This is a genomic window from Bacteroidota bacterium (assembly GCA_016713765.1).
Classification (GTDB): Bacteria; Bacteroidota; Bacteroidia; order AKYH767-A; family 2013-40CM-41-45; genus Pollutiaquabacter; species Pollutiaquabacter aromativorans.
This window is the reverse complement of record JADJON010000003.1, coordinates 909444-933212: the sequence shown is the minus strand read 5'-3', so window position 1 is coordinate 933212 and position 23769 is coordinate 909444. Positions and strand designations below refer to the sequence as shown.

The following is a 23769-nucleotide window of genomic DNA, read 5'->3' as shown; positions in this document are numbered from 1 at the left end:
GATCAGAACATTTGCAGGTCGATGCCCAGAAAATGCAGCACCAGGATCGCCAGTCCGACCAGAATCCGGTAGTAACCAAACACCCGGAAGCCGTGCTTCGTCAGGTAGCCGATGAACGATCGGATCGCCAGGACGGCAACGACGAATGCTACCAGGTTGCCAACGACCAGCACCGGCAACTGATCGCCGGTGAATCCGCCACCCTCGTGGTGAAAGTCCCACAGGTCCTTGACCGTGGCGGCGAACATGGTCGGCACGGCGAGGAAGAAGGAAAATTCCGCCGCCGCTTTTTTATTCAGACCCTGGGTGAGTCCGCCAATGATGGTAGCGGCCGAACGCGAAACTCCCGGAACCATCGCCAGCACCTGGAAAAAGCCGATGCGGAACGCCTTACCGTCGTTGGTCAGCTCGGGCTCGCCGCGTTCTTCCGCGGCTTTGAACCACTTGTCGAGAAAGAGGAAGATGATACCGCCCACCAGCAAGGCGACGGCGACAACGATCACGTTCTCCAACAACTGATCGATGTATTTTTTCAAGAGCAAACCGAAGATCACCGCGGGAATGAACGCGATGATCAGCCTGCGGTAAAACCGGATCATCCCCGCCCAGTCACTGCCCTGCGGCAGGAACTTTTTCCAATACAACAGCACCACCGACAGGATCGCGCCGAACTGAATGGCCACGGTGAAGGTCTTGGTGTAACTCTCCTGCGCGATGCCCATCACCGAAGAAGCGATGATCATGTGCCCGGTCGAAGAGACCGGCAGGAATTCGGTCAGGCCTTCGACAATAGCGAGGACCACTGCCTGAGCGTAGTTCATGCAGATAAGGAGTTGATCGGGTGGGAAAGGAGCGGTCGTCGAAGCGTGGAACGGATCATTCCTTCGACTTCTTCACGATGGCAACGACCTCAATGACGAATCCGATCATGACAACGATCGGGGCCACGGTAATGCGGCGTGCACTGAAGATTTCCGGATTCCAAACGGCAGGATCGTCGGATCCGCCGCCGGCCATCAGGGCGAAACCAATGAAAATCACCACTATACCGATTAGCATCAGTACATAGTTCTCCCGCCCGAAGGGGAAGTCGATCGTGGATTTGGTCTCTTTCTTGGCCATGGAAATGCGGTTGCGGATGCAAGTATAGCGTTTTCCGGAAAAATGCCGGCCTTAGTAATACAGCTCGTCCAGGTGAAGCCGCAGGTAACGGTTCACGGCGAAAAAGGTGCTTACGCCGGAAATGATCATCCCCAGCACCACGACACCGCCGAACAACAGACCCAGGGTTTGGAAATCCAGCAAGCCTGCCAGCTCGGGAACGCGGGCATAGAGCAAGGCATAGAGTCCCGAGAGCAGGATACAGGCGATCAAAGACGCATAGATCCCGTGCAGTAAGGAACGCAGCAGAAACGGACGGCGAATGAACCCGCGGGTCGCTCCGACCAGTTGCATACTCTTGATCGTAAACCGTCGGGAGAACAGCGTCAGACGAATGGTGTTGTTGATGAGCGCGATCGCGACCACCAGCAACAACAGGCTGAACGCGAAGACCACCAAGGCGACCGTCCGGAAATTCTTGTTGATGCGCTCCACTTCCGTCTGCTGGTAAACCACTTCCCGTACCAGTTCCGAACGTGCCTGCAGATGCGTCTGCAAGGCCTTCAGGCTGTCAGGATCCGCGTACTCCGCGCGTACTTTCAGGTCGATCGTGGCCGGTAAGGGATTCGCCTCGAGCATACCGGTCGCTTCTTCTCCGAGCTCCTTTTTCAAGCTGTCCAGCGCGGCTTCCTTCGAAACGTAGCGTGCCTGTCGTACTTCCGACATGCTTTCCAGTTCCTGCATGAACGCGTTTAGCTGCTCGTCTTTCAGATTATCCTGCAGGAAAATACTCACCTGTACGTGCTCCCGCACATACTCCGAAAGCCGGCGCGCTTCCAGGATGAGCAGACCCAGCAAGCCGACCAGGAACAGCACCAACGCGATGCTGATGATCGCGGATACATAGGAGCTGCGAAGCCTGCGGTTACCGTCTTGAGGATTTTCCATCTGGAAGTGCCTGCAAAAGTACGCATTAGCCTCCCCGCGGGAGTCCGCAATCCGCTTCCCTCCGCCGCTTTTTTCTACATTCGCATGTTCAGAAGGGAAGCCTCGTTTCCTTTCTCCTCATCCGCACCGATCCCCCTTTATGGAGTACCCCGTTCGTGACATAGAACGTAAATGGCAGGAAGCCTGGAAACGCAACCAGGTGTACCGCGTGAACATCGACCCCTCCCGGCCGAAGTGTTATGTGCTGGATATGTTTCCCTATCCGTCCGGAGCGGGTTTGCATGTCGGTCACCCGCTGGGCTATATCGCTTCCGATATCTATGCCCGCTACAAGCGGCTCAAAGGCTTCAACGTGCTCCACCCGATGGGCTACGATGCCTTCGGTCTGCCCGCGGAACAATACGCCATCCAGACCGGTCAGCATCCGGCCGTCACCACCGAGCAGAACATCCGCCGCTACCGCGAACAACTCGACAACATCGGCTTCTGCTACGACTGGGACCGCGAAGTACGTACCTGCGATCCGGAGTACTACCGCTGGACGCAGTGGATCTTCCTGCAGCTCTTCAACAGTTGGTACAACCATGATTCCAACAAAGCGGAGCCGATCGAAACACTCATTCACAAGTTCGAAGCGCACGGCTGCCAGGGTCGCGACCATCGCGTCCTGACCGGCGATATCGAACATCCCGTCAAACCCTTCACGGCGGAAGAATGGAAAGCGCTCTCCGAAAAAGAACGCAGCGACCTCCTCATGCACTTCCGCCTGGCCTACCTGGGCGATGCCTGGGTGAACTGGTGCCCTGCCCTCGGGACCGTGCTCGCCAACGACGAGGTCAAAGACGGCGTCTCCGAACGCGGCGGCTACCCGGTCGAGCGCAAGCAGATGAAACAATGGAGCATGCGCATCACTGCGTATGCGGAACGTTTACTGCAGGACCTCGACGGCATCGACTGGAGCGACTCCATCAAAGAACACCAGCGCAACTGGATCGGAAAGTCGGAAGGCTGCTCGGTCTTTTTCCAGCTCGACGGCCACAACGGCTCCGTCGAGGTGTTCACCACGCGTCCCGACACGATCTACGGTGTCACCTTCGTCACGCTGGCGCCTGAACACGAACTGGTCGACCGCGTCACCACAGCGGAATACCGCGATGCGGTCAATCGTTACGTGAATGTGGCGAAGAACAAGACCGAACGCGAACGGCAGGCCGAGAAGAAGGTCTCCGGACAATTCACCGGAGCATACGTCTTCCATCCGTTCACCGGCGCGAAAGTGCCGGTATGGGTAGGGGAGTACGTACTCGCCGGTTACGGCACCGGCGCCGTCATGGCCGTGCCCGCGCACGACGCGCGCGATCACCAGTTCGCACGCCACTTCAACCTGCCCATCGTGCAGGTCATCGAAGCGCCCGCCGGCCACGATATCCAGGCCGAGAGCTGGGACGGTAAGGAAGGCCGTTGCATCAACTCCGGCATCATCGACGGACTCGAGGTCAAAACGGCGATCAGCACGATCATCGGCGAGATCGAAGCCCGCGGATACGGCAAAGGCAAGACGAATTATCGCCTGCGCGATGCCGCCTTCGGGCGACAACGCTACTGGGGCGAACCGATCCCGATCTATTACAACGACGACATCCCCTTCCCGGTCTCCGACGCGGATCTTCCGCTTCGCCTGCCCGAGATCGATAAGTTCCTTCCGACCGAAGACGGAGAGCCGCCGCTCGCGCGCGCGCACAACTGGACCTACCGCGGCCATCCGCTCGAAACGACCACCATGCCCGGCTGGGCCGCTTCTTCCTGGTACTTCCTGCGGTACATGGACCCGCGCAACGACAAGGCCATCGCGTCGAAAGAGGCGATCGACTACTGGCGCGACGTCGACCTCTACATCGGCGGCTCCGAACACGCGACCGGTCACCTCTTGTACGTCCGCTTCTGGACGAAAGTGCTCTACGACCTCGGACACATTCCGGTGAAAGAGCCGGCCCGCAGACTGGTGAACCAGGGCATGATCCAGGGGCGGTCGAATTTCGTTTACCGCGTAAAAGAGTCAAACAAATTCGTCTCTTATAACCTGCGCGGTAACTACGAAACCTCGGCGCTCAACGTGGACGTCAACATCGTCGAGAACGATGTACTCGATATCGAAGCCTTCCGCAAGTGGCGCCCCGATTTTTCCAATGCCGAGTTCATCCTCGAAGACGGAAAATACATCTGCGGCGCGGAGGTGGAGAAAATGTCGAAGTCGAAGTGGAACGTCGTCAACCCCGACGACATGATCGAAAAGTACGGAGCCGACTGCTTCCGCCTGTACGAGATGTTCCTCGGCCCGCTCGAACTCTCCAAGCCCTGGAACACCAGCGGCATCAGCGGCACCTCGAATTTCATCCGCAAACTCTGGCGCCTCTATCATGCCGGTCCGGAACGATCCTTCCGCGTATCGGAGGAGGCCGCTTCGCGCGACGAACTCAAGGCGCTCCACAAGTTGATCAAAAAGGTGGAAGAAGACGCGGAACGTTTGTCGTTCAACACCTCGGTCAGCGCCTTCATGATCGCCGTGAACGAACTCACTGATCTCAAGTGCGACAAACGTGCGGTGCTGGAACCCCTGGCCATCCTGGTCGCTCCCTTCGCTCCGCACATCGCGGAGGAGTTGTGGGAACTGCTCGGCAACAAAGGCTCGGTCATGCACGCCCGGTTTCCTGAACTCGACCCTCAATACCTGGTCGAGGACTCGTTCGCCTATCCGATTTCGCTCAACGGTAAAACGAAATTCAACATCGAGATCGCCCTGGGCCTGTCCAAGGAGGACGTCGAAAAGGAAGTCCTGTCACGCGAAGAAGTGTTGAAGCTGCTCGACGGAAAAACACCGAAAAAAATCGTCGTTGTTCCGGGTCGGATCGTGAACATCGTCGTTTGATTTAGGTGTAGAATTTATCCTGTTTAAGAACAGCCTTTTATCCTGATTTTTCCTGAAAATTTGGATGAAACAGCCGGAATTTTTCTAATATTGGAGTCTGAACGGCGGCAATCGCCGTTCGCCTCCTCCCGACCGATGAATCTCCTCAACCAGCATATCGAAGCCCTCATTTTTTGCTCGGAAACAAGCATTACACTCGACGAAATCGCCGCCTCCCTTAAGCTGTCTTACGGCTGGGAATTGACCGACGATGAGATCGTGGCCGCAATCGCCCAGATCCGCGAAAAGTATCAGGATGAGACTTTCGCCTTCAGCCTGGAAGAGATTTCGGAAGGGTACCAGTTCCTGACCAAGAAGGACTACTACCCGACGGTCAGCGCGCTCATACAGCACAAGGCCAAGAAGAAACTCTCCGTCGCCCAGATGGAGACCCTGGCCATCATCGCCTACAAGCAGCCGATCACCAAGTCGGAGATCGAACACATCCGCGGCGTCAGTTGCGACTACGCCATCCAGAAGCTGCTGGAGAAAGAACTCGTTGCCATCTCCGGCAAGAGCGAAGGCCCCGGCCGACCGATCATGTACTCCACGAGCGACAGTTTCATGGATTACTTCGGCATCAAGTCGGTGAAAGACCTGCCGCAGCTCAAAGACCTCCACCTCGAACAGAACGAGATCGGTCAGCCGTCCGAACTCATGGAAGCCGAGCCGGAAACGGAAGCCAACACGCAGGACAGCGAAGTGACGGCCATGTCGGAAGCCGGTTCCGAAACACCGGTACTCTCGGAAACGCTCAACGAAGAAGGTGACACCATCGAAGCGCCGCTCATGGGCTCCGAAGACTACAGCGCGCCCGTTATGCTCAGCGAAGAAGCGGAGGAGCTGAACGAAGCGGTTCCGCCCGCCGCCGGCGAAGCCGCCGACCTCGAACTGCCCGACCGCAAGCAGATTTTTTTAGAAAACCAGCCCGGCGCCCCTGAATCCGAAGCGGCTGACGAAAAAGCGCCCTTCCGGAACGAAAGCGAGTAATTCCGATCGTTCGATCAGGGACGTGGGACGAGCGACGAGGTGCGAGGGTCTTGCTAGCTGCATACTGCCAACTGCCTTCCGCCCTCGGTGTCCTCCGTGGTTTTTTTACCTGGCAGTTGCCACAATCGAAATAGTTAATCCTCCGTTAATCCATTCGATTGTTTTGTTCCATACCCTATCTTTGCTAAAGAATAAGGCTGTAAACCAGCATTTTACTCCTTGGAACAATCTTTGCCAAGTCAAGGCGCCATGAATCTTCGCATCCGATTCCTGATCCTCTTCCTCGCCGCTTGCACCATCACCAGCGCCGCCGGCCAGAAGAAACTCCGCTCCCTGAACCACAACGCCTTCCGTCCCGGCGAAGTGCTCAAATTCCGCATCCACTACGGATTCATGGATGCCGGCGAAGCCACCCTCGAAGTCAAACCCGAACTCAAGAACTTCGGTAACCGCGACTGCTACCACGTCGTCGGCACCGGTCGCTCCGTCGGCGCCTTCGACTGGTTCTTCAAAGTCCGCGACCGCTACGAATCCGTCATCGATAAGGACGCCATGCTGCCCTGGCTGTTCATCCGCCGCGTGAACGAAGGCGGTTACATCATCAACCAGAACGTCAGTTTCAACCATTTCAGCGACTCGGCGAAGAGCGAGAAGGCCACCATCTCCATCCCCGAGAACACCCAGGACCTCGTGTCCGCGTTCTACTACGCCCGCACCATCGATTTCAGCAACGCCAAAGAAGGCGATGTATTCCCCATCAACGGTTACCTCGACGACGCCATTTTTCCGATGAACATCAAATACATCGGTAAAGAGGAAATCAAGACCAAGATGGGCACTTTCCGCTGCATCAAGTTCCGCCCCATGCTGGTCGAAGGCCGCGTGTTCAAGGACAACGAAGACATGACCGTCTGGGTCAGCGACGACTCCAACCGCATTCCCGTCCGCGTGCAAACAGACATCCTCGTCGGTTCCATCAAAATGGACCTGGTCGGTTACGAGAACCTCGCCAACCAGCCGGCGATCGTCGGGAAGTAAAAAAAACAGTTCAGGTGTAGCGGTTTTTCCCGGATACCTTCCGGATGAAAATGGAATTACCCGGCAGCTTACCGAATTGGATAGTTTTGAGCGTAGCTGTTTTGGGGGAAGGCTTCAAGTACTTCCTTTAAATTGACATACTTTTTGTAACACCCTCTTAGCAAATTTCCTTAAAGTAGTTTGACTACTTGATATTCTATATGACTACAACTCTTTTGCATTCGTAACGATTAAGTTGCTTGCAAAATATTCTTACAAAATAAATTCCTTGCCCAAATTTGGTCATATCAATTAAACAAGGAAATTTATTTTCATTCTTCTGAGCTAACTTATTTCCTGTTACATTATAAATCTCTATTACATAGGAATCTTCATCTGAATCTGTATTAACTTCAATGTTTATTAATGATTGAGTGGGATTAGGATATACTGAAATTGAAAACTCAGGTTCACTTATTGATTTTAGGCCGCCAGATACTTGGTTAAAACGTTTTTTAAAGCTGTTTCCGGGGTGGTTGCAAGGGTGTATGAATGCTTGAAAATAACCGGCAGAACTTGATGCCACCTCAAAACCCGGATCAAGTTTCACAGTGTTTCCCGCCCTAAACGTCAATGTTGGGGATAGAGTAAACGATGAAAACGCTAACAAGTTATTCTCCGCCTCATAAAAATTAACCCCTGGCTGTGCTGTTAAATCGAAAGATTGAGGGCAATTAAGATCAGATTGCCAAACACCTCGCCCAAAGGTGCCTGCTACAATTGTGTTGTTTGCATAATTAATCTCGAGATCAGACACCATTACATTCGGAAGATTGTCGATAAATGGTTCCCATTGAAGCATAGTCGCATTGCGATAATAAACTCCAATGTCTGTTGCTACATAAAGAGCATCATTAGATCCTTTTTCATATACAATCTCATTCATTGGAAGATTAGGCAGGCCACTTGAATAATCTATCCAACTAAATCCGTCAAAGTATTTCACCTTCTCGGTAGAAATATATCCTGAATAGGCCACCCAGATTTTATTTGGATCGGTGTATGAAATTGCAATTGAAGTTATTGGTAATGGATTTGGTGGGAAAAGCTCTGTCCAGCAATTCGAAGTACACTGATTTCCATAACCTCCTGTATTTGTCTTGAACAACCTATTTGCATTCTCACCAGATATATATATATAGTTATGATCTGATTCTGAAATAGAAACTGCATTTACTCCTTGATTACAATCATTAAACCCAAAATCAGACGGTAGATCAGTTAGTTTTTTCCATACAGAGTTGATTGAATTATAGCTATATAAATCAGTATACGCTACAACTACTGTGGTGCTTTCAGAGGGATCCAATTTGTAATTTCCAACAAATCTTGAGTTTTCTGGTCCATTAGAGCAACCAGGATCTAATGGTCTAGAAATAGGCGCAGCTTGCGAGATTGCGCGATTCATAGACAAACTAATCGTGTTCTTTTGAGACGAGGCAAATAACATGTGCGGAAGGTTTTTTACCACCCCTTGCTCAGTGCCGTCACCTCCATTATAGATCACCCATGGGTCTGTTGGAGGTAAATTAATGGGGTCATATTTATTACTCCCACTGTGAAATGCCCCCATCAGCATCAAGTTAGGGTCAATATCTGAAAGAGCTATTTTTGTGACTGTATTTGCTGCTATACCATTTGAAATCATACTCCATGTAGAAGTGGAAAATAAGTATTTATAAACGCCACCATCAGTAGCAAAATAAACAGAAGAGCCATCTCTACTAAATTGAATGTCATGCACATCTGGGTGTACGATTCCTCCAAAGTAAACATATGCTGGTGTAAGATTTGTAGATCCTCCATCAAAACTGAAAAAACCAGATGAATGACCTACCGCAATCATATTCTCATTAACCGGTGAAACATCGATTGCTATCCAGCTTTCGGTATGATCGCCATTGTAATTGTAATTTGGTGGAATATTGTTTCTTTGACTCCAGGTTGAACGATTGTACTTAAACAAATAGTGCCTACGAGTAGTATTCCACTGCGGCAACCCAGGGGTATCTTTCAATATAACTGATGCATAAATTACATCAGGGTTAATAGGTGTGACTGCAATATTAATACGCGATACAAAAGGCGTTGCAACAAAAGTGGAGAAATCCATTCCTGTTCCAACACCCGTTAAACTGATCCAGGTTTGCCCTCCATCATGACTTTTTACCACATCTACGCCAGATGCTAATAGTACATTATTCTGACCATTTGGTATATAAAGAACATTCCGGAAATAGTTATTGTAAACTAGTGGGTCCGACAGTTGAATCCATGAACAGGCTCCTTTCGCGTCAATTGTTTTAAAAATACCATTTGAAGTTGCTAAATAAACTATGTTAGGGTCCTGTGGATCTATTAATATTTTAGAAATTGACTCAAATCCAATCAAACTATTTAACCCATTGTTGGCTGCATTCCAAGAAACCCCGCCATCGTTACTACGATATATGCCACTACACAATGTCAATTGATGGTAGTCATCACGATTCCCCATCGCCACATACATAAAATTCGGATCTGTTGGATCTCTTGCAATATCAGATACTTGCACGGATGGCAAACTAAAATCAGATAGATTTATCCATGAACCTCCAGAATTAGTCGTTTCCCATACTCCTCCATGGGCAGATGTAATAATGATTCTGTCTAGATCAACAGGATCTAATCGAATCGTTGTAAAGAGTCCGTTTCCTGAGGCATAATTAAGAACTGGCGAAACGCTAATAGGACGTTTATTGGGACCTATTGATTCCCAATTTGCTACGGCTTGTACGCCTTGGGTTCTATGTAAATTATTATTTATTAAATAATCCTTGTAGGAGGTTTCTATTTCCTGAAGACTATTCGCGTAACTTAATCTCAATCGTTGATAATTATCTAATCGTAAAAACTGATTAAGGGGACTGCCTTCGTTTTCATCAGTAATGTTATCGTAATTCTGCAAAAAATTAGCTCTAATTGTTGCATAATCCTGAGCATAGCTCAAAAATGAACACAGAATCAAAATGAATGATATATATATTTTCATTTGACTAAAAACAATTTAATATTTATTAAATGACCATATAAAGACACTCTGATAATATACATTCCTGATGGAATCATTTCGATATCACATGTAAAAAAACTTCCTTCCTTCTTCAATGAAGAAATATACTGTCCAGTGATTGAATACAATGCAGCGTTGGAAAATGATTGGGAACTTGGTATTCGCAGCAAAAGTTTGCCAGAGTTGATCACTGGCTCCATTACCGCTTCCTGAATTGGATTTTCAGCAGATGTAGAAAAGCAACTTGAATAAGGAAATATCGCAGTACCGTTCAGTTCAAAGCACTCAAGTAATAAATAACCTCCAAGCCACCCATTCCATGGACCAATCAACCCACTAGTAGATCCTATTCCTTCAATTAAATTTGAGTTATTGTTGTCGCTTAATTTTATTCGATGCCTCCATTGACCTCCTAGGTTTACGGAATCTATTTCTTGAATTGTAGTATATAATTGGCCAAGGAAATATATACATTGATTAATTGTATCGTTTAGAGATAAATTAAAGTTATATAATAAAGTATCGGCCGAGTTACATTGTCCATTTGCCATTACAATATAAATATTGCCGTTTATTGAATCTTGTCGTAATGCTGCGGTATATAGATAATTAGTATCTGGAAAGGAAGAGCTGTATAGCTTATTGTAGTTTCTCCCTGAAATCGTAGTATCTCCTAGAAATTTATACACAATTTGTCCACAATAGTTTCCCATTCCTGGACAGCTGAAATCGTATCTGCCATATTTCCAAACCGCATTATTAAATGGGAAAGGAATAAATGCAAGACTAGAATTCGATAATAATACGATACAAAAACACAAACCAATTCTAAGCGTCTTTTTCATTTGATACTTTGATTCAATTTGAATTTGTTAGCCTCTTGCAATGGATTGACCGATAGATAGTATCATTATTTTACCCTATGCTTACTTTTGTTTTTTTAATTTCTCGATTTCTGAATTAATCTCGATAATATATAGTGTAAGTTCCTCGATTTTCTTTAGCAATAGAATCTGATTTTCAGCTAAATCAATACCTGAATCTTGCACATCTTTACTTGAAGGTACGCCTGGTAAATGTTTGTTCTTTTCTATGTACTCATCAAGCACATTCAAACTCATCAACTTATAGCTATAGTTAAAAACATAATCTGGCCAATTCCCTTTTAAATCAACTTTCACTTTTTCTGTACGAATTCCGTCAGCCACAAATAATCGATAATCACCATTTTGGTTGACAGAAATTGCAGGGTCAATACCTATTCCGACAATTGTATTACTTCCTCCAAGCTGAATCCTTCCTCCACTTTGCCCTGAGCAAATAAAAACGTCTTTACCACAGTAATAATTTATTAACAAGCGATTCGCGTTGGGATCTTGTGTTGAGCCAACTACATCAATGAACGAATTCACCCCATCAAATCCCATTTCCATCACACCAATCCCGCTTCCAGTAGAAAAATTACCATATAGCTGAAGGGTACCCTGAAACTGATAATTAGTCGGAACATTAAGAGCGGGGCTTGTACACGAGGTTATTCCGTTGATTGATTCGTCCGGGTCCTGTCCAAAACCGAACAAGCCTGTTCCGGTTTGTGATGAAACCCGATACCCCATTAATCTTCTACCCCCCAGGGACACGTTGTTTAAGATGTCAAGGCTATCAACCGAGAGTCCGGATTGAATCCTGACACCCCCGGTCCCTCTCAGGCGAAGCCTTTCAGCTCCATTCGTTTTCAAAACCAGGCTGGTGCTGTCCGTTGTTCCCAGGAATTCACTGGTCGAATCAATACCGCTATTCCCCACCATCGTCCAATCATCCCGATCCGGCTGGGTCAGGTCGATCTTGACGTCGGCTTTGGTGCAGCCGTTGGCATCGGTAACCTGCACCGCGTAGGTCCCGGCCATGAGGTTGGCGAGGTTCTGGCTGCTTTGGCCGGTGTTCCAGGAGTACGTATAGGGCATCACCCCGCCGGTCACGGTGGTGGTCACACTGCCGTTGGAGCAGTTGTAACAGGTGGTGTGGTGGCCGTTGGGGTAGGTAGGGGCAGAAAGGTCTACTTCGATGGAGCCGGGTTGGGTAAGGGTGATACTGGCCGTAACGCCCACTCCGTTTAAATCCTTCACTAGTACGGTGTATTCACCCGCTTTCAGGTCGGCCAGGTCCTGCGTGAAGTTTCCATTACTCCACTGATAGGTATAAGGCGCAACACCGCCGGAAACGGTCAGATCAATGGCGCCATCATCGCTGCTCTTGCAACGCAGGTTGTATCCGTTGTGCAAGGGACTTGTGATACTTACGATGTGCAGGGGTGTTGGCTGGGTCAGGTTGGCCGAAAGCTGCAACTGACACTGGTTCACATCCCGAACGATCACCGAATAAGAGCCGCTGGGCAGGTCGTGGTTGGTCTCCGATTCGGCGCCGTTACTCCATTGATAGGAATACGGCGTCGCGCCGCCTCCGATCACCGCGGTAATCCATCCGTCACTGGCACCCTGCGCGGAAACGTTATAACCTCCGCCGTACGTCGATTTATCGAGGGAACCGCTCATCGCTTCGGAGGCGATCAGCGTGTAGCTCTTGCTGATCGTATTCTGGGCAGCGTCCGTGATGGAAATCGAATAGGTTCCAGCGGACAATCCCGTAATGGTCTTGGTATAAGCTCCCGTGGACCATTGGAACGAATAAGGCGGCTGTCCACCTACAATGATCGCCTCCAACGATCCGTCACTGGCCCCGTTACAACTGATGTGATAGCCTCCGTTGAACACCGATGGGTTGAATGTGACATCCAGGGATTGACCGAAGGCGGAGACGCTAATCGCAAGCAATACCGCTGAAAATACCCCCCCCCCATAAATTTTTTAGGGAATTTTTTTTCGATTGGGTTGATTTCATGATGGTTTGATTAAAACTTTAACTACAGCAAAGGATAATATAATATTTGATATATACAATATTTTCCTAAAAATTATTTTGAATTATTTCTCCTGTGTTTTTCCCGCATAAATGCGGTTGCGCTTGTCCAAGTGCCGTGGTAGGTTTGCCCCATACACCAACCAACATGAACCACGACAACAATCCTTTTGATGACGAGGAGGATTTCGAACACGAATTCAGCGGTTACCTGGACGATGATAATGACGTGTGGAAGTCCGGCCCTTTGTACGAAACCTGGCAGCTTGCTTGCAAGCGCTGGGAAAGCGTGATGAACCTGCTGGAAGCAGCCCTGGAAGGTCCCGCCACCGCCGCGACCTCCCCGGAGGATGTGCATTCCCTGCCGCCGGCCGAGTTTGATCCCGATAAAACACCCGGGCCGGAAGATGCCCGCGACTTCCTGAGTCATCACGCCGGAATGATCCTTTCGGAGGCGATGCTGGCGCAGGTGAAGCTGCAGTCGAGCGGTCACTGCCTCTACATCATCCGGATGGAAAACGCTTCGGAGATCCGCGCCAAGGCGCGCATGATCTTTTCTTCCCTGTTGCTCTTCGCGGCCGAAGACATGGTCAGCCGCGCGTACGTGGATGCCGTCCGCAGGGAAATCACGCAGTTCCGTCTCGCTTTCCGTGACTGGGTGAAGGAGTTCCGGAAAGACGAGTTCGAAGACGAATGGGGCTTGTACGTCTGAGACTTGCGGCGGTCTTGGCGACCGTCAACTTCGACCCGCGTACCAGTCCACTTTCCGCGTCAGGTACATGATCGTCCCCAGGATCACGAACAGTCCGAGACTGCCGAGCAGCAGCGCGTAGTCTTCTAACTGGAGCAGGGAGTAGAAGAAGCCGTAAAGCAACGCGAGCAGGCCGGTGAATACCAGCGTCATTTTCCGGTTGTGGAAGATGTGCCAGACGTAATACGTGATCAGGCCCAGGATCGCCAGGCAGGCGATCAGGTACGACTTGCCGAAGTTCAGGTGCTCCGAGATCGACAGCAGCAATACGTAGAAGAGACAAATCGCGAAACCTACCAGCAGGTACTGGATCGGGTGGATGCGACGCTTGTTCAGGATCTCCACGAAGAAGAAGGTGAGGAAGGTGATCACGATGAACATCAGGCAGTACTTCACCGAGCGGTAGGTCTCGGTATAATGGTCCACCGGCAACAACAGCCGCACACCGAATCCGGCATAGGCTTCCTGATTGGCCAGACTGTATTCATCCGCGTTGCCGCCGATGAAGTTGCCCAAGCCCTGCTGCGGATAGTTCCGGTTGAGTTGCGTCATCTTCCAGGTCGCCGTAAAGCCGCTGGTCTGTACGTCCCGCGACTCCGGAAGCGCGTAGCCCTCGAAGCTCGGACTCGCCCAGGGTGATTTCAAGGTCACGCTGGTCGTGCGTCCGAACGGCAGAAAATGCAGGGCACTGCTTCCGTTTAGGTCCAGCGTGAAATCAAAGGTGTAAGTCGTATCGCCGGTAAGGCTTATCGGCATGCTGGCGCCGCTGGCGAACAGGTCTTTCGCCGGCAGCCCAGGCCCGAAGCTGTAGGTGGTGTCGTTCAAGCGTAGGTTGATTTCGCCCTTGATCCCTTTCATGTCGGTGATGCCCAGCATCATGCTCGCTTCCTGCGGCCGCGCATCGGCAGCGGCGATCCCCAACGATCCGATGTCGGGCGCTTTGAATCGTCCCTGTACCCGGATCTTTCCGGTGTACAGCACGACTACGTGAATGCCACGGTGGCGTTCCTCGGTTTTCAGGTCGCCGCTGACGTTCAATTCGTCCGGCAGAAAGTGCGCGTATTGCTTGACCAGCTCGACCTGTCCTTTCTCGTTCGTGCGCCGCTCGAGGTAGGGTAGGGTGATCACCGGCCCGGCCACGGTCTGCTCGCGGCCCCATTTCGAACTCACTTCCTCCACAGCGCTGGCACGGATCGACTGCCGTTCATACACCAGCGACTGGATCATCGTGGAGGGAATGAGCAGCAACAGGATGAGGATGCCGATCGAGAAAAGCTTGAGCGTGACGGAACGGCGTGCCCAGGCGTTCAGTCGTTCGAAGAGGGAGGGTTGGTCCATGGAGGGAGTTTGACTGGTAACGGAATCCGGTTCGATATCGTGTATTCCGCGGCAGTTAAGTAACGTTAATTCCTGTCAGCGGTGTCGGTCGACCTGCAAAAAGATACCCACCGCACTGATGCCGGTCAGCCGCAGCTTTCGGAGGATTTCAATACTTTTAGCGCTCTGATCGATAAACTCTGGTTCAAATGTCCGGTCCTTCGCCCGATATCCTCTCCCGCATCGAAGCGCTTCAGAAGAAGTACGACGTCATGGGACAGGACCTCCTCTCGTACCTCGACGGCCTGCTGTATGCCGATTACCTCACGTACTGGGATTACATCCACGTCGATACGCTCCTGTCGCTGCAGAATCCCAAGACCAGCTTTCCGGACGAGAAGATCTTCATCATCTATCACCAGATCACCGAGCTGTATTTCAAGCTCTGTCTGAGCGAGATCGAACAGATCAGCGATCGCGCGACGGTCGACGGTAAGTTCCTGCTTCGCCGGATGGAGCGGATCAATGGGTATTTCGAAAACCTGGTACGCTCCTTCGACATCATGGTTGACGGCATGGAGCCGGAACAGTTTCTCAAGTTCCGGATGAGCCTGCTGCCGGCCAGCGGCTTCCAAAGCGCCCAGTACCGGATGATCGAGATCTGCGCGACGGACTTCATCCGCCTCGTGAGCAAGGATGTGCGCGAGCAGTTACAGGGTCAGAACAAATCGGTGCGGGAGCTCTTCGAACACATCTATTGGAAAGCCGGCGCCACCGAACTGAAGAGCGGAAAGAAGACGCTCACGCTCGAGCAGTTCGAGGGAAAGTACTCGGAGCAGTTGATCGCCCTGGCCGAAGCCTACGGTAAGAAGAACCTCTGGCAGATCTTTTCGCGACTCTCTCCCGAGGAGCAACAGAACGAAGCGCTCCGCAACGCGTTCCGCATGCTCGACGTCAACGTGAACGTCAACTGGCCACTCAGCCATTACAAGTCGGCGGTCCGTTACCTGCAAAAAGATCCCGAAGACATCAAAGCCACCGGCGGCACCAACTGGCAGAAGTACCTGCCACCGCGTTTCCAGAAACGTATCTTCTATCCCGAACTCTGGTCCGAAGCGGAACTGGCAGAGTGGGGGAAGAGTTGGGTTACGCGTGAGGTGTTTGGAGTACGGTAAGCGGTTGGCAGATTGCGGTTGGCAGTAGGCGGTTGGCAGTCTGCGGTAGGCAGTAGGCAGTAGGCGGATTGCGGTAGGCGGTGGGCGGTGGGCAGTCTGCGGTAGGCAGTCTGCCCGGTATCATTTCCTCGTCACTCGCCCTCGTCACTCGCCCTCGTCCCTCGTCCCTCGGTCACGGTCTCGGTCCTCGTAACTTTCCTCGTCCCTCGTCCCATTAAAATTAATGTATTGAATATCAATTAAATAGCAATATTGGTCGATGATGTAGTTTAAAATGTAAACTACTTTATTACATTTGTCCCCATCAAACTTCACATCCCATGTCTGCAACGAACGAAAACATCAACGAACGCGAGAGCTTCGAGTTGATCCGCACCATGATCGAGCGTGCGAAGTCGGATATCGACGACGACAGTTTCTACTACCTCGTCTGGGGTTGGTTGGTTTTTGCCGCCGCTCTCGGACATTTCTTTTTGATGGACCGCTTTGCGGAGTTTGCGTGGTTGCCCTGGGCCATCCTGATGCCCTTGGGTGGAATCGCCACGATGATCTACGGCATCCGCCAGGAGAAGCGCCGCAAGTCGCGCTCCCACGCGGAGGTGTTTCTCAAATACCCGTTGATCGCCTTCGTCGTGTGCCTGATGATCGTGCTCGTGTCGATGAACAAACTCGGATTGTACACGTACCCGATGGTCATACTCGTGTATGGCATGTGGCTCTTCGTATCAGGAGGCGTCATCCGCTTCAAGCCGCTCCTCGTCGGCGGCATCATCAACTGGGTGTTGGCGATTGTCAGCCTTTCCGTAGGTTTCAGCACGCAACTGTTGTTGCTGGCTTTGGCCGTGCTGCTGGGTTATATCATCCCCGGCCACTGGCTCAAGATGGAACGCAACCGCATCGCTGATCCCGCCTGAGTACGATGTTCAACGAACTCGACCCGGTACTTCATTCCCAGTTGCGGCTCGCCCTCATGTCGCTCCTGATCTCCGTCAAGGATGCGGAGTTCAACTTCCTCAAGGAAAAGACAGGAGCGACAGCCGGGAACCTCAGCGTGCAGCTCACGAAACTCACCGAAGCCGGCTACATCACGATGAACAAAACCTTTCGCGGGAAATATCCACTGACGATCTGCGCCATCACCCCACAAGGCGTAACAGCGATGGAGAAATACGTGGAAGATCTGAAGGCGTATTTGGGGGGTGTGGGGAAGAAGGGGGGAGAGTAGAAGGTAGAGGCTTGAAACTTGTAACTGGTAACTAGTAATTAGTAATTGGATATAGTGATTGGGTTTTTTTATTCCCTCGTCCCTCGTCCCTCGTCCCTCGGTCACGGTCTCGTTCCTCGTAACTTCCATCGATCCTCGGTCACGGTCTCGTTCCTCGTAACTTTCCTCGTCCTACCGTGTCGAAAACTTTTTCCGAACATGATTCCGAAAACTGAGCCACGCCCATAACTTTCTGTATGCGCCGCTTCCTACTTTTATTTCTGGGCTGGGCATCGTTTGCAACCGCGCAGCCTCCTCCGCTTTACATCCACATCGTTTCGCATAACGAACCGACCGATACCTTGCAACAGCCGGCCCGCTACGCCCGTGCGAAAGCGAATGCCTTGCAACTGGCAGCCATCGTCGATGCCAAGAACGCGAAGTGGAACCTCCAGACTTCCGACGGCTTCGTTTTCGGGGCGCGTCAGGATCAGAGCACGTCGGGCACCAATATCTTTTCGACACTTTCTGCTCCGCCCTACGACGATAACATCGAGATCGACCCGCGGAGCAAGAATTTCCCCGGCAGGAACATCGCCGATCAGTGGTACCTGCTCGATTCCCTCGGAGCGCATCCGACAACGACAGTCGGGGGATTCATCTATTACGTCTGCCCCCCGGGTAACCAGAACCTCATCGACTGGTGGCCATACACCGATACGCTCGCCGGTAACGTGTACGGTAACCGCGTGCGTTTCGATCTTCTCTCAGGTGCAGGAAGCCTGGAACCGCATTGCAACGACCTGAACGACTTCGGCGTGTTCAAGCCGGACACGACCACGAATTTCTACCAGCACAATCCGGCGCGCGAGTTGTGGTGTATCGGAACCGGTTGCGCCCCGCTGCTGGATTCGATGGTCGACGAACAATCCATTATCGATCAGATCCGGCGGGAGGTCGATAGCATCCAACAGGGGTTATGGCCGCCCGATCGCTTCTATGTGACCCGTATCATGACGAACCAACGGGAATATGGACCGATGTTCTTTCAGAAGATCGCGCGGGTAATCGACTCCCTTAACACCTTTCCAGCCGGACAATTGCAATGGGCAACGATCCGTGAAAGTTTCGACGCATTCCTCAACTGGCGCGATACGAACGGCATCGATTTTAGTCAGTGGCAATGCGGACAAATCCTTTCCGGTCTGCCGGATATTGGTACGCCGGCTTTCTCCGTCTATCCGAACCCGACCTTCGACCGCATCAGTTTCAATTTCGCCGACCGAGGCATTCACCAACTGGAGATCCTCTCGGCGGAGGGACGGTGCGTCTGGTTCGGAACGGTATCCGATGACATACCCTTGGAGTTGCCTTCCGTGGAAGCAGGTATCTACTGGCTGAAACTCGAAGATGGAAACGTCACTCGTCTCGTGAAGTTCTGATCCGTACGCGCAGGAAAAAGTCAGAAAAAAGGGTCAGGATACTTTGTTGGGAGATATTGGTAATTGGATATTAGTTATTAGTCTTTTATTCCATCGCACCACTTTCCCTCGGTCACGGTCTCGTTCCTCGTACCTTTTCTCGTCCCTCGGTCACGGTCTCGTTCCTCGTAACTTTCCTCGTCCCTCGGTCACGGTCTCGTTCCTCGTAACTTCCATCGATCCTCGGTCACGGTCTCGTTCCTCGTAACTTTCCTCGTAACTTTCCTCGTCCCTCGTCCCTCGCCCCTCGGTCACGGTCTCGTTCCTCGTAACTTTCCTCGTCCCTCGTCCCTCGGTCACGGTCTCGTTCCTCGTAACTTTCCTCGTCCCTCGTCCCTCGGTCTCGGTCTCGTTCCTCGCCTCACCTCCCTATCTCCACCCAATCCCCATGCTCCCGAATCAGCCCGATGAGCTGATCCACCGCTTCCGCTTCGTCGATGTTGCGTTTCACGACTTCGCGGCCTTTGTAGAGGGTGATCTTACCGGGGCCGGTGCCGACATACCCATAGTCGGCATCTGCCATTTCACCCGGACCATTCACGATACATCCCATGATGCCGATCTTGACGCCTTTGAGATGATCGGTACGCGCGCGGATCTTCGCCGTCGTTTCCTGTAAGTCGAACAAGGTACGTCCGCAACTCGGACAGGAGATGTATTCCGTCTTCGAGATGCGTGTACGTGTCGCCTGCAGGATGCCGAAGCCGGTGCTGTTGATCGTCGCTTCCGACGCTACACCCGGTGCCTTGATCCAGATGCCGTCGCCCATGCCGTCGAGCAAAAGCCCGCCCAGGTCGGTGGAGGAGAAGAGCTGTAACTGCTCCGGAGATAAGTTGGCGTAGTTGCGCTTCAGGATGACCGGACAAGGACAGCTGCGCTCCATCAGGATCCGGATCGCGTCGCGCTCTTCCGCCATGCCGTGTTCCGCCATGGTGTCGACCACCAGCACGACCGTCGCATCGAGCCGCTGGAGATCGAATGCGGAATTTTCTGTAAGTGTTTTCCGATCAATGACAACGAAGTTCAACCGTTCGGAACGCTTCTTCGCCCGGAAGTATTCGTCGGCACAGAAGAGCGGATAGTAGCGTTCTTTATTTTCCAGCCTTGCAAAGGTCCCGGAGTTCACGATGATCCCCAGCGTGCCGGGGATTTCAAAGTCGAGTACCTGATCGCCGGTGTACAGGAAATCACACGCCTGATCCGTCAGGTTCCACTTGTCAAGCGGAACCGAATACTGATAACCCACACCGAACAACGAAGCCGGCGTGATCGTCTCTTTCTTGCTATAGTCCGCGATCACCCGCGGCACCTGCTTGCCACCCACATGCAAAACCTCCCGCGTCTCCCTCCGCGAATAATCATAAGGCGAATAAGGCAAACTCCATCCACCATCCGCCGAAGCTTCAGCGAAGGCGGACAGTCCAACGGTCTCGTCCCTCGTCCCTCGCCCCTCGTCCCTCCCTTTTCGCTCCTCGTACCTCCTAACCAACGCCAGTGCGACAGGAATTTCGAACTCGGGATCCTCCGTCAACGATACCCGGATCGTATCACCCAGTCCGTCTTCCAGCAGGGTGCCGATGCCTACGGCCGACTTGATGCGGCCGTCTTCGCCGTCGCCGGCTTCGGTGACGCCGAGGTGCAGCGGGTAGTTCATGCCGTGCTCGCGCATGGTCGCCACGAGCAGGCGATACGCCTGTACCATCACCTGGGTGTTGCTGGCTTTCATCGAAAGCACGATCTGGTGGAAGTTTTCCGCTTCGCAGATGCGGAGGAATTCCATCGCCGATTCCACCATGCCCAGCGGCGTGTCGCCGTAGCGGCTCAGGATGCGGTCGCTCAACGAACCGTGGTTGGTGCCGATGCGCATGGCCGTACCGTATTCCCTGCAGATGCGCACGAGCGGGGTAAAGCGTTCCCGGATACGATCCAGTTCGGCTTCATAGGCGTCATCGGTATAATCGATGGATTCGAATTTCTTCTTGTCAGCGTAATTGCCGGGATTGACCCGCACCTTTTCCACGATCCGCGCGGCGACTTCGGCCGCGTTCGGGGTGAAGTGGATGTCGGCGACGAGCGGTGTGGCATAACCGCGCTTGCGCAGTTCCGCCTTGATGTTTTCCAGGTTCTTCGCCTCGTTCACACTGGGCGCCGTGATCCGCACCAACTCGCAGCCTGCTTCGATCATCCGGATACTCTGCGCGACGGTGGCGGCGGTGTCCATCGTGTCGGTCGTGGTCATCGACTGCACCCGGATCGGGTGATGCGAACCCATTAAAAGTTCGCCGATCCTGACCTCTCGTGTCACGAAGCGGGAGTAGTGTAGCAGATCGTTGCAGTAAGGACGTTGCGGCTGATTCACGGGAACCTGAAAATCTTGAAACAAAGATAGGGGTTAATGGTTCAGGCCACCGGTACGGGCAGGCCACGAAAAAAGCCGCCGGAAAACGACCGGCGGCTTTGGTACTGCGGGGAACACGCAGTGACACACCACTGAAACACAAAACTGGAACTATTCTTTGATCAGACGCGTGCTCAACCGCGCGCCGTTGCTTTGAGTGATCTCCAAAAGATACAGTCCGGCCGGCAGGTCACCCAGCTGGATCAGGCTCGATTCCGGACGCGGGATGCTCCGGACCATCGCCCCGCGAGTATCGTAGATTCTTACCCATTCAAGGGATTTAATTTCGCCGGTTTCGAGCAGGATATGATCGGTCGCCGGGTTCGGACGGATGCGGATCGGTTCCAGACGGGTTTCGGGAGCCGTCTGGGTCAGCCGCAGGTAATACAGTTGCAGGGTGATGCTGTCGGCGGGAACCACCATGCCGCGCGCTGCCGGCCAAACGACAATGATGTTGTCGCCTCCGTCATAGTAAGTGGGACGGAACTGCAGGTTGGGATTGGATAAGGTGGCCGCGCTGCCGGGGGTGAGGATGAAGTTGGCCGAGTCGCCGGCCAGAGTGTCGACGAGCTGCGGGTTCGCTATGGCCAGAATGTCGATGGCGCCCTGAAAGGCTCCCCCACCGGTGTTCTGGACCACGGCACTGAAGGTGTAGCGCGTAGTGTCCGTAATGGTATCGCCCTGTTGCGTCGGTATCCCCGTGATCGACGTGATGGTCAGGCGGGGAGCCTGGGCGTATAGGGTCGTGAAGTTCGTCAGGCCGACGATCAACACGTAAATTGCAGAGGTGAGGAGCCGTTTCATAGCGTTGGTATTAACCCAAATCAAAAGTACGGCGGGATTTGGCGGTTTCCCACAGAATTTGTAAATTTCCTTACGCGTTCAAAGCCTGTTTATCATGGATATCCTGCCTTCGGTCATTCACCGCATGACCCGCGATGAAGTGAGGTTTTTCAAGCTGTTCAGCGGTCGCAGTCACGATCGTGCCGACCGGCTCGACAAGCGACTTTTCGATCTCATCCGACAGGCCGGGGAGGAGTACGACGACGACAAGGTGTTCGAACGTTTGTACGAGGAAGGAAACAAGAACGCTTATTACCGGCTCAAGAACCGCCTCTTGCAGGATGTCGGCAAGAGCCTCACACTCCAACACTTCGACGACGACGATACCGTCCACGCGCTGCATTTGCTCGGACTGGCGAAGTTCCACCTGGGACGAAGCAACACCCGGGCGGCGCACTACTACCTGCGCCGGGCGGAGTCGGAGGCCGTGAAGCTGAACCAGTACGAATTGCTCGACCTCATCTACGGCGATCTCATCCGCCTATCGCACGAGCAGGTCTCGGTGAATCCCGAAGAGTACATCAAACGCCGCCGCGAGAACCTGGAGCGTATCCACCAGGTGCGCGCGATCGATGATCTCCTCGCGGCCGTCAGCTACCGCATGCGCGTGACCCAGAATTTCGGCAGCGGAAAAAATCCGGTCATGCCGCTGCTCGAAAAGATCGTCAACGAGTACGCGCACGACCCGGCACTGCTGCGCAATCCGCAGGTACGCTTCCGGTTGTATGAGGCCGTCACCCGCATTCTCCTGCAGAAGCGCGACTACCCTGCCCTGGAAGAGTACCTCCTGGGGACCTGGAAGGAATTCAACGAGACGAAACTCTTCAACCGCGGCAACCACGACGCGAAGCTGCAGATGCTGGTCTTCATCGTCAATACGCTGTTCAAGAACGGCAAGAGCAAGGAATCGCTCCACTATGCCGCCATCCTGCATACCGCCATGGAGGAGCACCAGAAGTTCCTCTATGGCAAGTACCTGTTCTTCCATTACAACGCGCTGGTCATCAATTATTCGAAACTGGATAAGGACAAGGCGATCGCCATCCTGCAGGAGATGAAGGCGAACGAACGCATCCGCTCGACACCGTTCTACGAGATGTTCGTGTACCTCAACCTGGCGGTTCTCTACTTCGACAAAGCCGAGTTCGGACAATCCATCCGCCAACTCAGCCGCCTCTACCTGCTCGACGCCTACCGCGATGCCGATCGTTCCCTGCAATTCAAGATCGCCATCGCCGAGCTGATGATCCGCTACGAACTGCAAGACGAAGAACTGCTCGAACGGAAACTACGCGAAGCGAAAAAGGATTTCCGCGACCTCATCACCAAACGCCAGCATCCGCGTGAAGTCAAGATGCTCCACATCCTGCAACGCATGCTCGAAAGCGAAAACCTGCACAAAGACAAAGTGCTCCAAAAACAAATCCAGGAACTCCTGGCCCCGACACCCGAAACCGAAGACGCGGAGATCCTGCAGTATGGGAATTGGCTGAAGAGTAAGCTGGGGTAGGGGGAGCTGGGAACTGGGAACTAGTAACTAAAAACTGGTAA

General features: G+C 52.5%; 18 protein-coding genes. 9 read left to right on the top strand and 9 right to left on the bottom strand.

Annotation, left to right across the window (positions count from 1 at the left end):
• Positions 1 to 2: 2 nt before the first annotated feature.
• The 3 genes from IPJ96_14815 to IPJ96_14805 are packed head-to-tail and all read right to left on the bottom strand — an operon-like array spanning position 3 to position 2049.
• Entirely contained in the window at positions 3 to 821 is an 819-nt protein-coding gene (locus tag IPJ96_14815; protein ID MBK7911587.1) for an undecaprenyl-diphosphate phosphatase, read from the bottom strand.
• A gap of 55 nt (positions 822 to 876) precedes the next feature.
• The gene (locus IPJ96_14810) at positions 877 to 1122 is read right to left on the bottom strand and encodes a DUF3098 domain-containing protein (protein MBK7911586.1); all 246 of its coding nucleotides are present in this window, start codon (positions 1120 to 1122) and stop codon (positions 877 to 879) included.
• 51 nt (positions 1123 to 1173) lie between these two features.
• Positions 1174 to 2049, bottom strand: coding sequence for an ABC transporter permease (locus tag IPJ96_14805; GenBank protein ID MBK7911585.1), 876 nt, complete (start codon positions 2047 to 2049; stop codon positions 1174 to 1176).
• Between the two features lie 139 nt (positions 2050 to 2188).
• On the opposite strand from IPJ96_14805, the gene IPJ96_14800 reads away from it, so the two are divergent.
• The 3 genes from IPJ96_14800 to IPJ96_14790 all read left to right on the top strand — a co-directional run bounded on the left by IPJ96_14800 (position 2189) and on the right by IPJ96_14790 (position 7042).
• Positions 2189 to 4975, top strand: a complete 2787-nt coding sequence (locus tag IPJ96_14800) for a leucine--tRNA ligase (protein ID MBK7911584.1) — start codon at positions 2189 to 2191, stop codon at positions 4973 to 4975.
• Between the two features lie 135 nt (positions 4976 to 5110).
• On the top strand, positions 5111 to 6004 hold the full coding sequence (gene scpB / locus IPJ96_14795; GenBank protein ID MBK7911583.1) for an SMC-Scp complex subunit ScpB: 894 nt from the start codon (positions 5111 to 5113) through the stop codon (positions 6002 to 6004).
• Between the two features lie 249 nt (positions 6005 to 6253).
• Positions 6254 to 7042 (top strand): DUF3108 domain-containing protein, encoded by a 789-nt coding sequence (locus IPJ96_14790; GenBank protein MBK7911582.1) that lies wholly within the window; start codon positions 6254 to 6256, stop codon positions 7040 to 7042.
• Between the two features lie 196 nt (positions 7043 to 7238).
• Here IPJ96_14790 and IPJ96_14785 read toward each other — a convergent pair whose 3' ends face one another.
• The 3 genes from IPJ96_14785 to IPJ96_14775 all read right to left on the bottom strand — a co-directional run bounded on the left by IPJ96_14785 (position 7239) and on the right by IPJ96_14775 (position 12853).
• Complete coding sequence (locus tag IPJ96_14785) at positions 7239 to 10112, bottom strand: T9SS type A sorting domain-containing protein (protein ID MBK7911581.1); 2874 nt, start codon at positions 10110 to 10112, stop codon at positions 7239 to 7241.
• On the bottom strand, positions 10109 to 10978 hold the full coding sequence (locus tag IPJ96_14780) for a T9SS type A sorting domain-containing protein (protein ID MBK7911580.1): 870 nt from the start codon (positions 10976 to 10978) through the stop codon (positions 10109 to 10111). Before IPJ96_14780 ends, IPJ96_14785 begins: the two co-directional genes overlap by 4 nt.
• Before the next feature lie 81 nt (positions 10979 to 11059).
• The gene (locus IPJ96_14775; protein ID MBK7911579.1) at positions 11060 to 12853 is read right to left on the bottom strand and encodes a SprB repeat-containing protein; all 1794 of its coding nucleotides are present in this window, start codon (positions 12851 to 12853) and stop codon (positions 11060 to 11062) included.
• A gap of 344 nt (positions 12854 to 13197) precedes the next feature.
• Here IPJ96_14775 and IPJ96_14770 point away from each other — a divergent pair, with 344 nt between their 5' ends.
• Positions 13198 to 13761 carry a hypothetical protein gene (locus tag IPJ96_14770; protein ID MBK7911578.1) on the top strand — a complete coding sequence of 188 codons (564 nt, stop codon included), beginning with the start codon at positions 13198 to 13200 and terminating at the stop codon, positions 13759 to 13761.
• 24 nt (positions 13762 to 13785) lie between these two features.
• On the opposite strand, the gene creD is transcribed toward IPJ96_14770, so the two are convergent.
• On the bottom strand, positions 13786 to 15138 hold the full coding sequence (gene creD, locus IPJ96_14765; protein ID MBK7911577.1) for a cell envelope integrity protein CreD: 1353 nt from the start codon (positions 15136 to 15138) through the stop codon (positions 13786 to 13788).
• 188 nt (positions 15139 to 15326) lie between these two features.
• On the opposite strand from creD, the gene IPJ96_14760 reads away from it, so the two are divergent.
• The 4 genes from IPJ96_14760 to IPJ96_14745 all read left to right on the top strand — a co-directional run bounded on the left by IPJ96_14760 (position 15327) and on the right by IPJ96_14745 (position 18938).
• The gene (locus IPJ96_14760; GenBank protein ID MBK7911576.1) at positions 15327 to 16292 is read left to right on the top strand and encodes a tryptophan 2,3-dioxygenase; all 966 of its coding nucleotides are present in this window, start codon (positions 15327 to 15329) and stop codon (positions 16290 to 16292) included.
• A gap of 320 nt (positions 16293 to 16612) precedes the next feature.
• Positions 16613 to 17206 (top strand): hypothetical protein, encoded by a 594-nt coding sequence (locus IPJ96_14755; GenBank protein MBK7911575.1) that lies wholly within the window; start codon positions 16613 to 16615, stop codon positions 17204 to 17206.
• A 5-nt stretch (positions 17207 to 17211) separates the two neighbouring features.
• Positions 17212 to 17517, top strand: a complete 306-nt coding sequence (locus tag IPJ96_14750; GenBank protein ID MBK7911574.1) for a transcriptional regulator — start codon at positions 17212 to 17214, stop codon at positions 17515 to 17517.
• 236 nt (positions 17518 to 17753) lie between these two features.
• Positions 17754 to 18938 carry a T9SS type A sorting domain-containing protein gene (locus IPJ96_14745; protein ID MBK7911573.1) on the top strand — a complete coding sequence of 395 codons (1185 nt, stop codon included), beginning with the start codon at positions 17754 to 17756 and terminating at the stop codon, positions 18936 to 18938.
• Positions 18939 to 19338: 400 nt separating this feature from the next.
• On the opposite strand, the gene ispG is transcribed toward IPJ96_14745, so the two are convergent.
• Complete coding sequence (ispG, locus tag IPJ96_14740) at positions 19339 to 21360, bottom strand: (E)-4-hydroxy-3-methylbut-2-enyl-diphosphate synthase (GenBank protein MBK7911572.1); 2022 nt, start codon at positions 21358 to 21360, stop codon at positions 19339 to 19341.
• A 126-nt stretch (positions 21361 to 21486) separates the two neighbouring features.
• A complete protein-coding gene (locus IPJ96_14735) occupies positions 21487 to 22179 on the bottom strand; it encodes a T9SS type A sorting domain-containing protein (protein MBK7911571.1) in 693 nt (230 codons plus the stop codon).
• Positions 22180 to 22273: 94 nt separating this feature from the next.
• Here IPJ96_14735 and IPJ96_14730 point away from each other — a divergent pair, with 94 nt between their 5' ends.
• A complete protein-coding gene (locus IPJ96_14730) occupies positions 22274 to 23728 on the top strand; it encodes a hypothetical protein (protein MBK7911570.1) in 1455 nt (484 codons plus the stop codon).
• The last annotated feature ends 41 nt before the right edge of the window (positions 23729 to 23769 follow it).

Coding starts and splice junctions, on each gene's coding strand:
- IPJ96_14815 (MBK7911587.1), bottom strand. CDS start 821: ATGAACTACGCTCAGGCAGTGGTCCTCGCTATTGTCGAAGGCCTGACC.
- IPJ96_14735 (MBK7911571.1), bottom strand. CDS start 22,179: ATGAAACGGCTCCTCACCTCTGCAATTTACGTGTTGATCGTCGGCCTG.
- IPJ96_14760 (MBK7911576.1), top strand. CDS start 15,327: ATGTCCGGTCCTTCGCCCGATATCCTCTCCCGCATCGAAGCGCTTCAG.
- IPJ96_14800 (MBK7911584.1), top strand. CDS start 2,189: ATGGAGTACCCCGTTCGTGACATAGAACGTAAATGGCAGGAAGCCTGG.
- IPJ96_14790 (MBK7911582.1), top strand. CDS start 6,254: ATGAATCTTCGCATCCGATTCCTGATCCTCTTCCTCGCCGCTTGCACC.
- IPJ96_14810 (MBK7911586.1), bottom strand. CDS start 1,122: ATGGCCAAGAAAGAGACCAAATCCACGATCGACTTCCCCTTCGGGCGG.
- creD (MBK7911577.1), bottom strand. CDS start 15,138: ATGGACCAACCCTCCCTCTTCGAACGACTGAACGCCTGGGCACGCCGT.
- IPJ96_14780 (MBK7911580.1), bottom strand. CDS start 10,978: ATGAAAAAGACGCTTAGAATTGGTTTGTGTTTTTGTATCGTATTATTA.
- IPJ96_14750 (MBK7911574.1), top strand. CDS start 17,212: ATGTTCAACGAACTCGACCCGGTACTTCATTCCCAGTTGCGGCTCGCC.
- IPJ96_14770 (MBK7911578.1), top strand. CDS start 13,198: ATGAACCACGACAACAATCCTTTTGATGACGAGGAGGATTTCGAACAC.
- IPJ96_14805 (MBK7911585.1), bottom strand. CDS start 2,049: ATGGAAAATCCTCAAGACGGTAACCGCAGGCTTCGCAGCTCCTATGTA.
- IPJ96_14745 (MBK7911573.1), top strand. CDS start 17,754: ATGCGCCGCTTCCTACTTTTATTTCTGGGCTGGGCATCGTTTGCAACC.
- scpB (MBK7911583.1), top strand. CDS start 5,111: ATGAATCTCCTCAACCAGCATATCGAAGCCCTCATTTTTTGCTCGGAA.
- IPJ96_14785 (MBK7911581.1), bottom strand. CDS start 10,112: ATGAAAATATATATATCATTCATTTTGATTCTGTGTTCATTTTTGAGC.
- IPJ96_14755 (MBK7911575.1), top strand. CDS start 16,613: ATGTCTGCAACGAACGAAAACATCAACGAACGCGAGAGCTTCGAGTTG.
- IPJ96_14730 (MBK7911570.1), top strand. CDS start 22,274: ATGGATATCCTGCCTTCGGTCATTCACCGCATGACCCGCGATGAAGTG.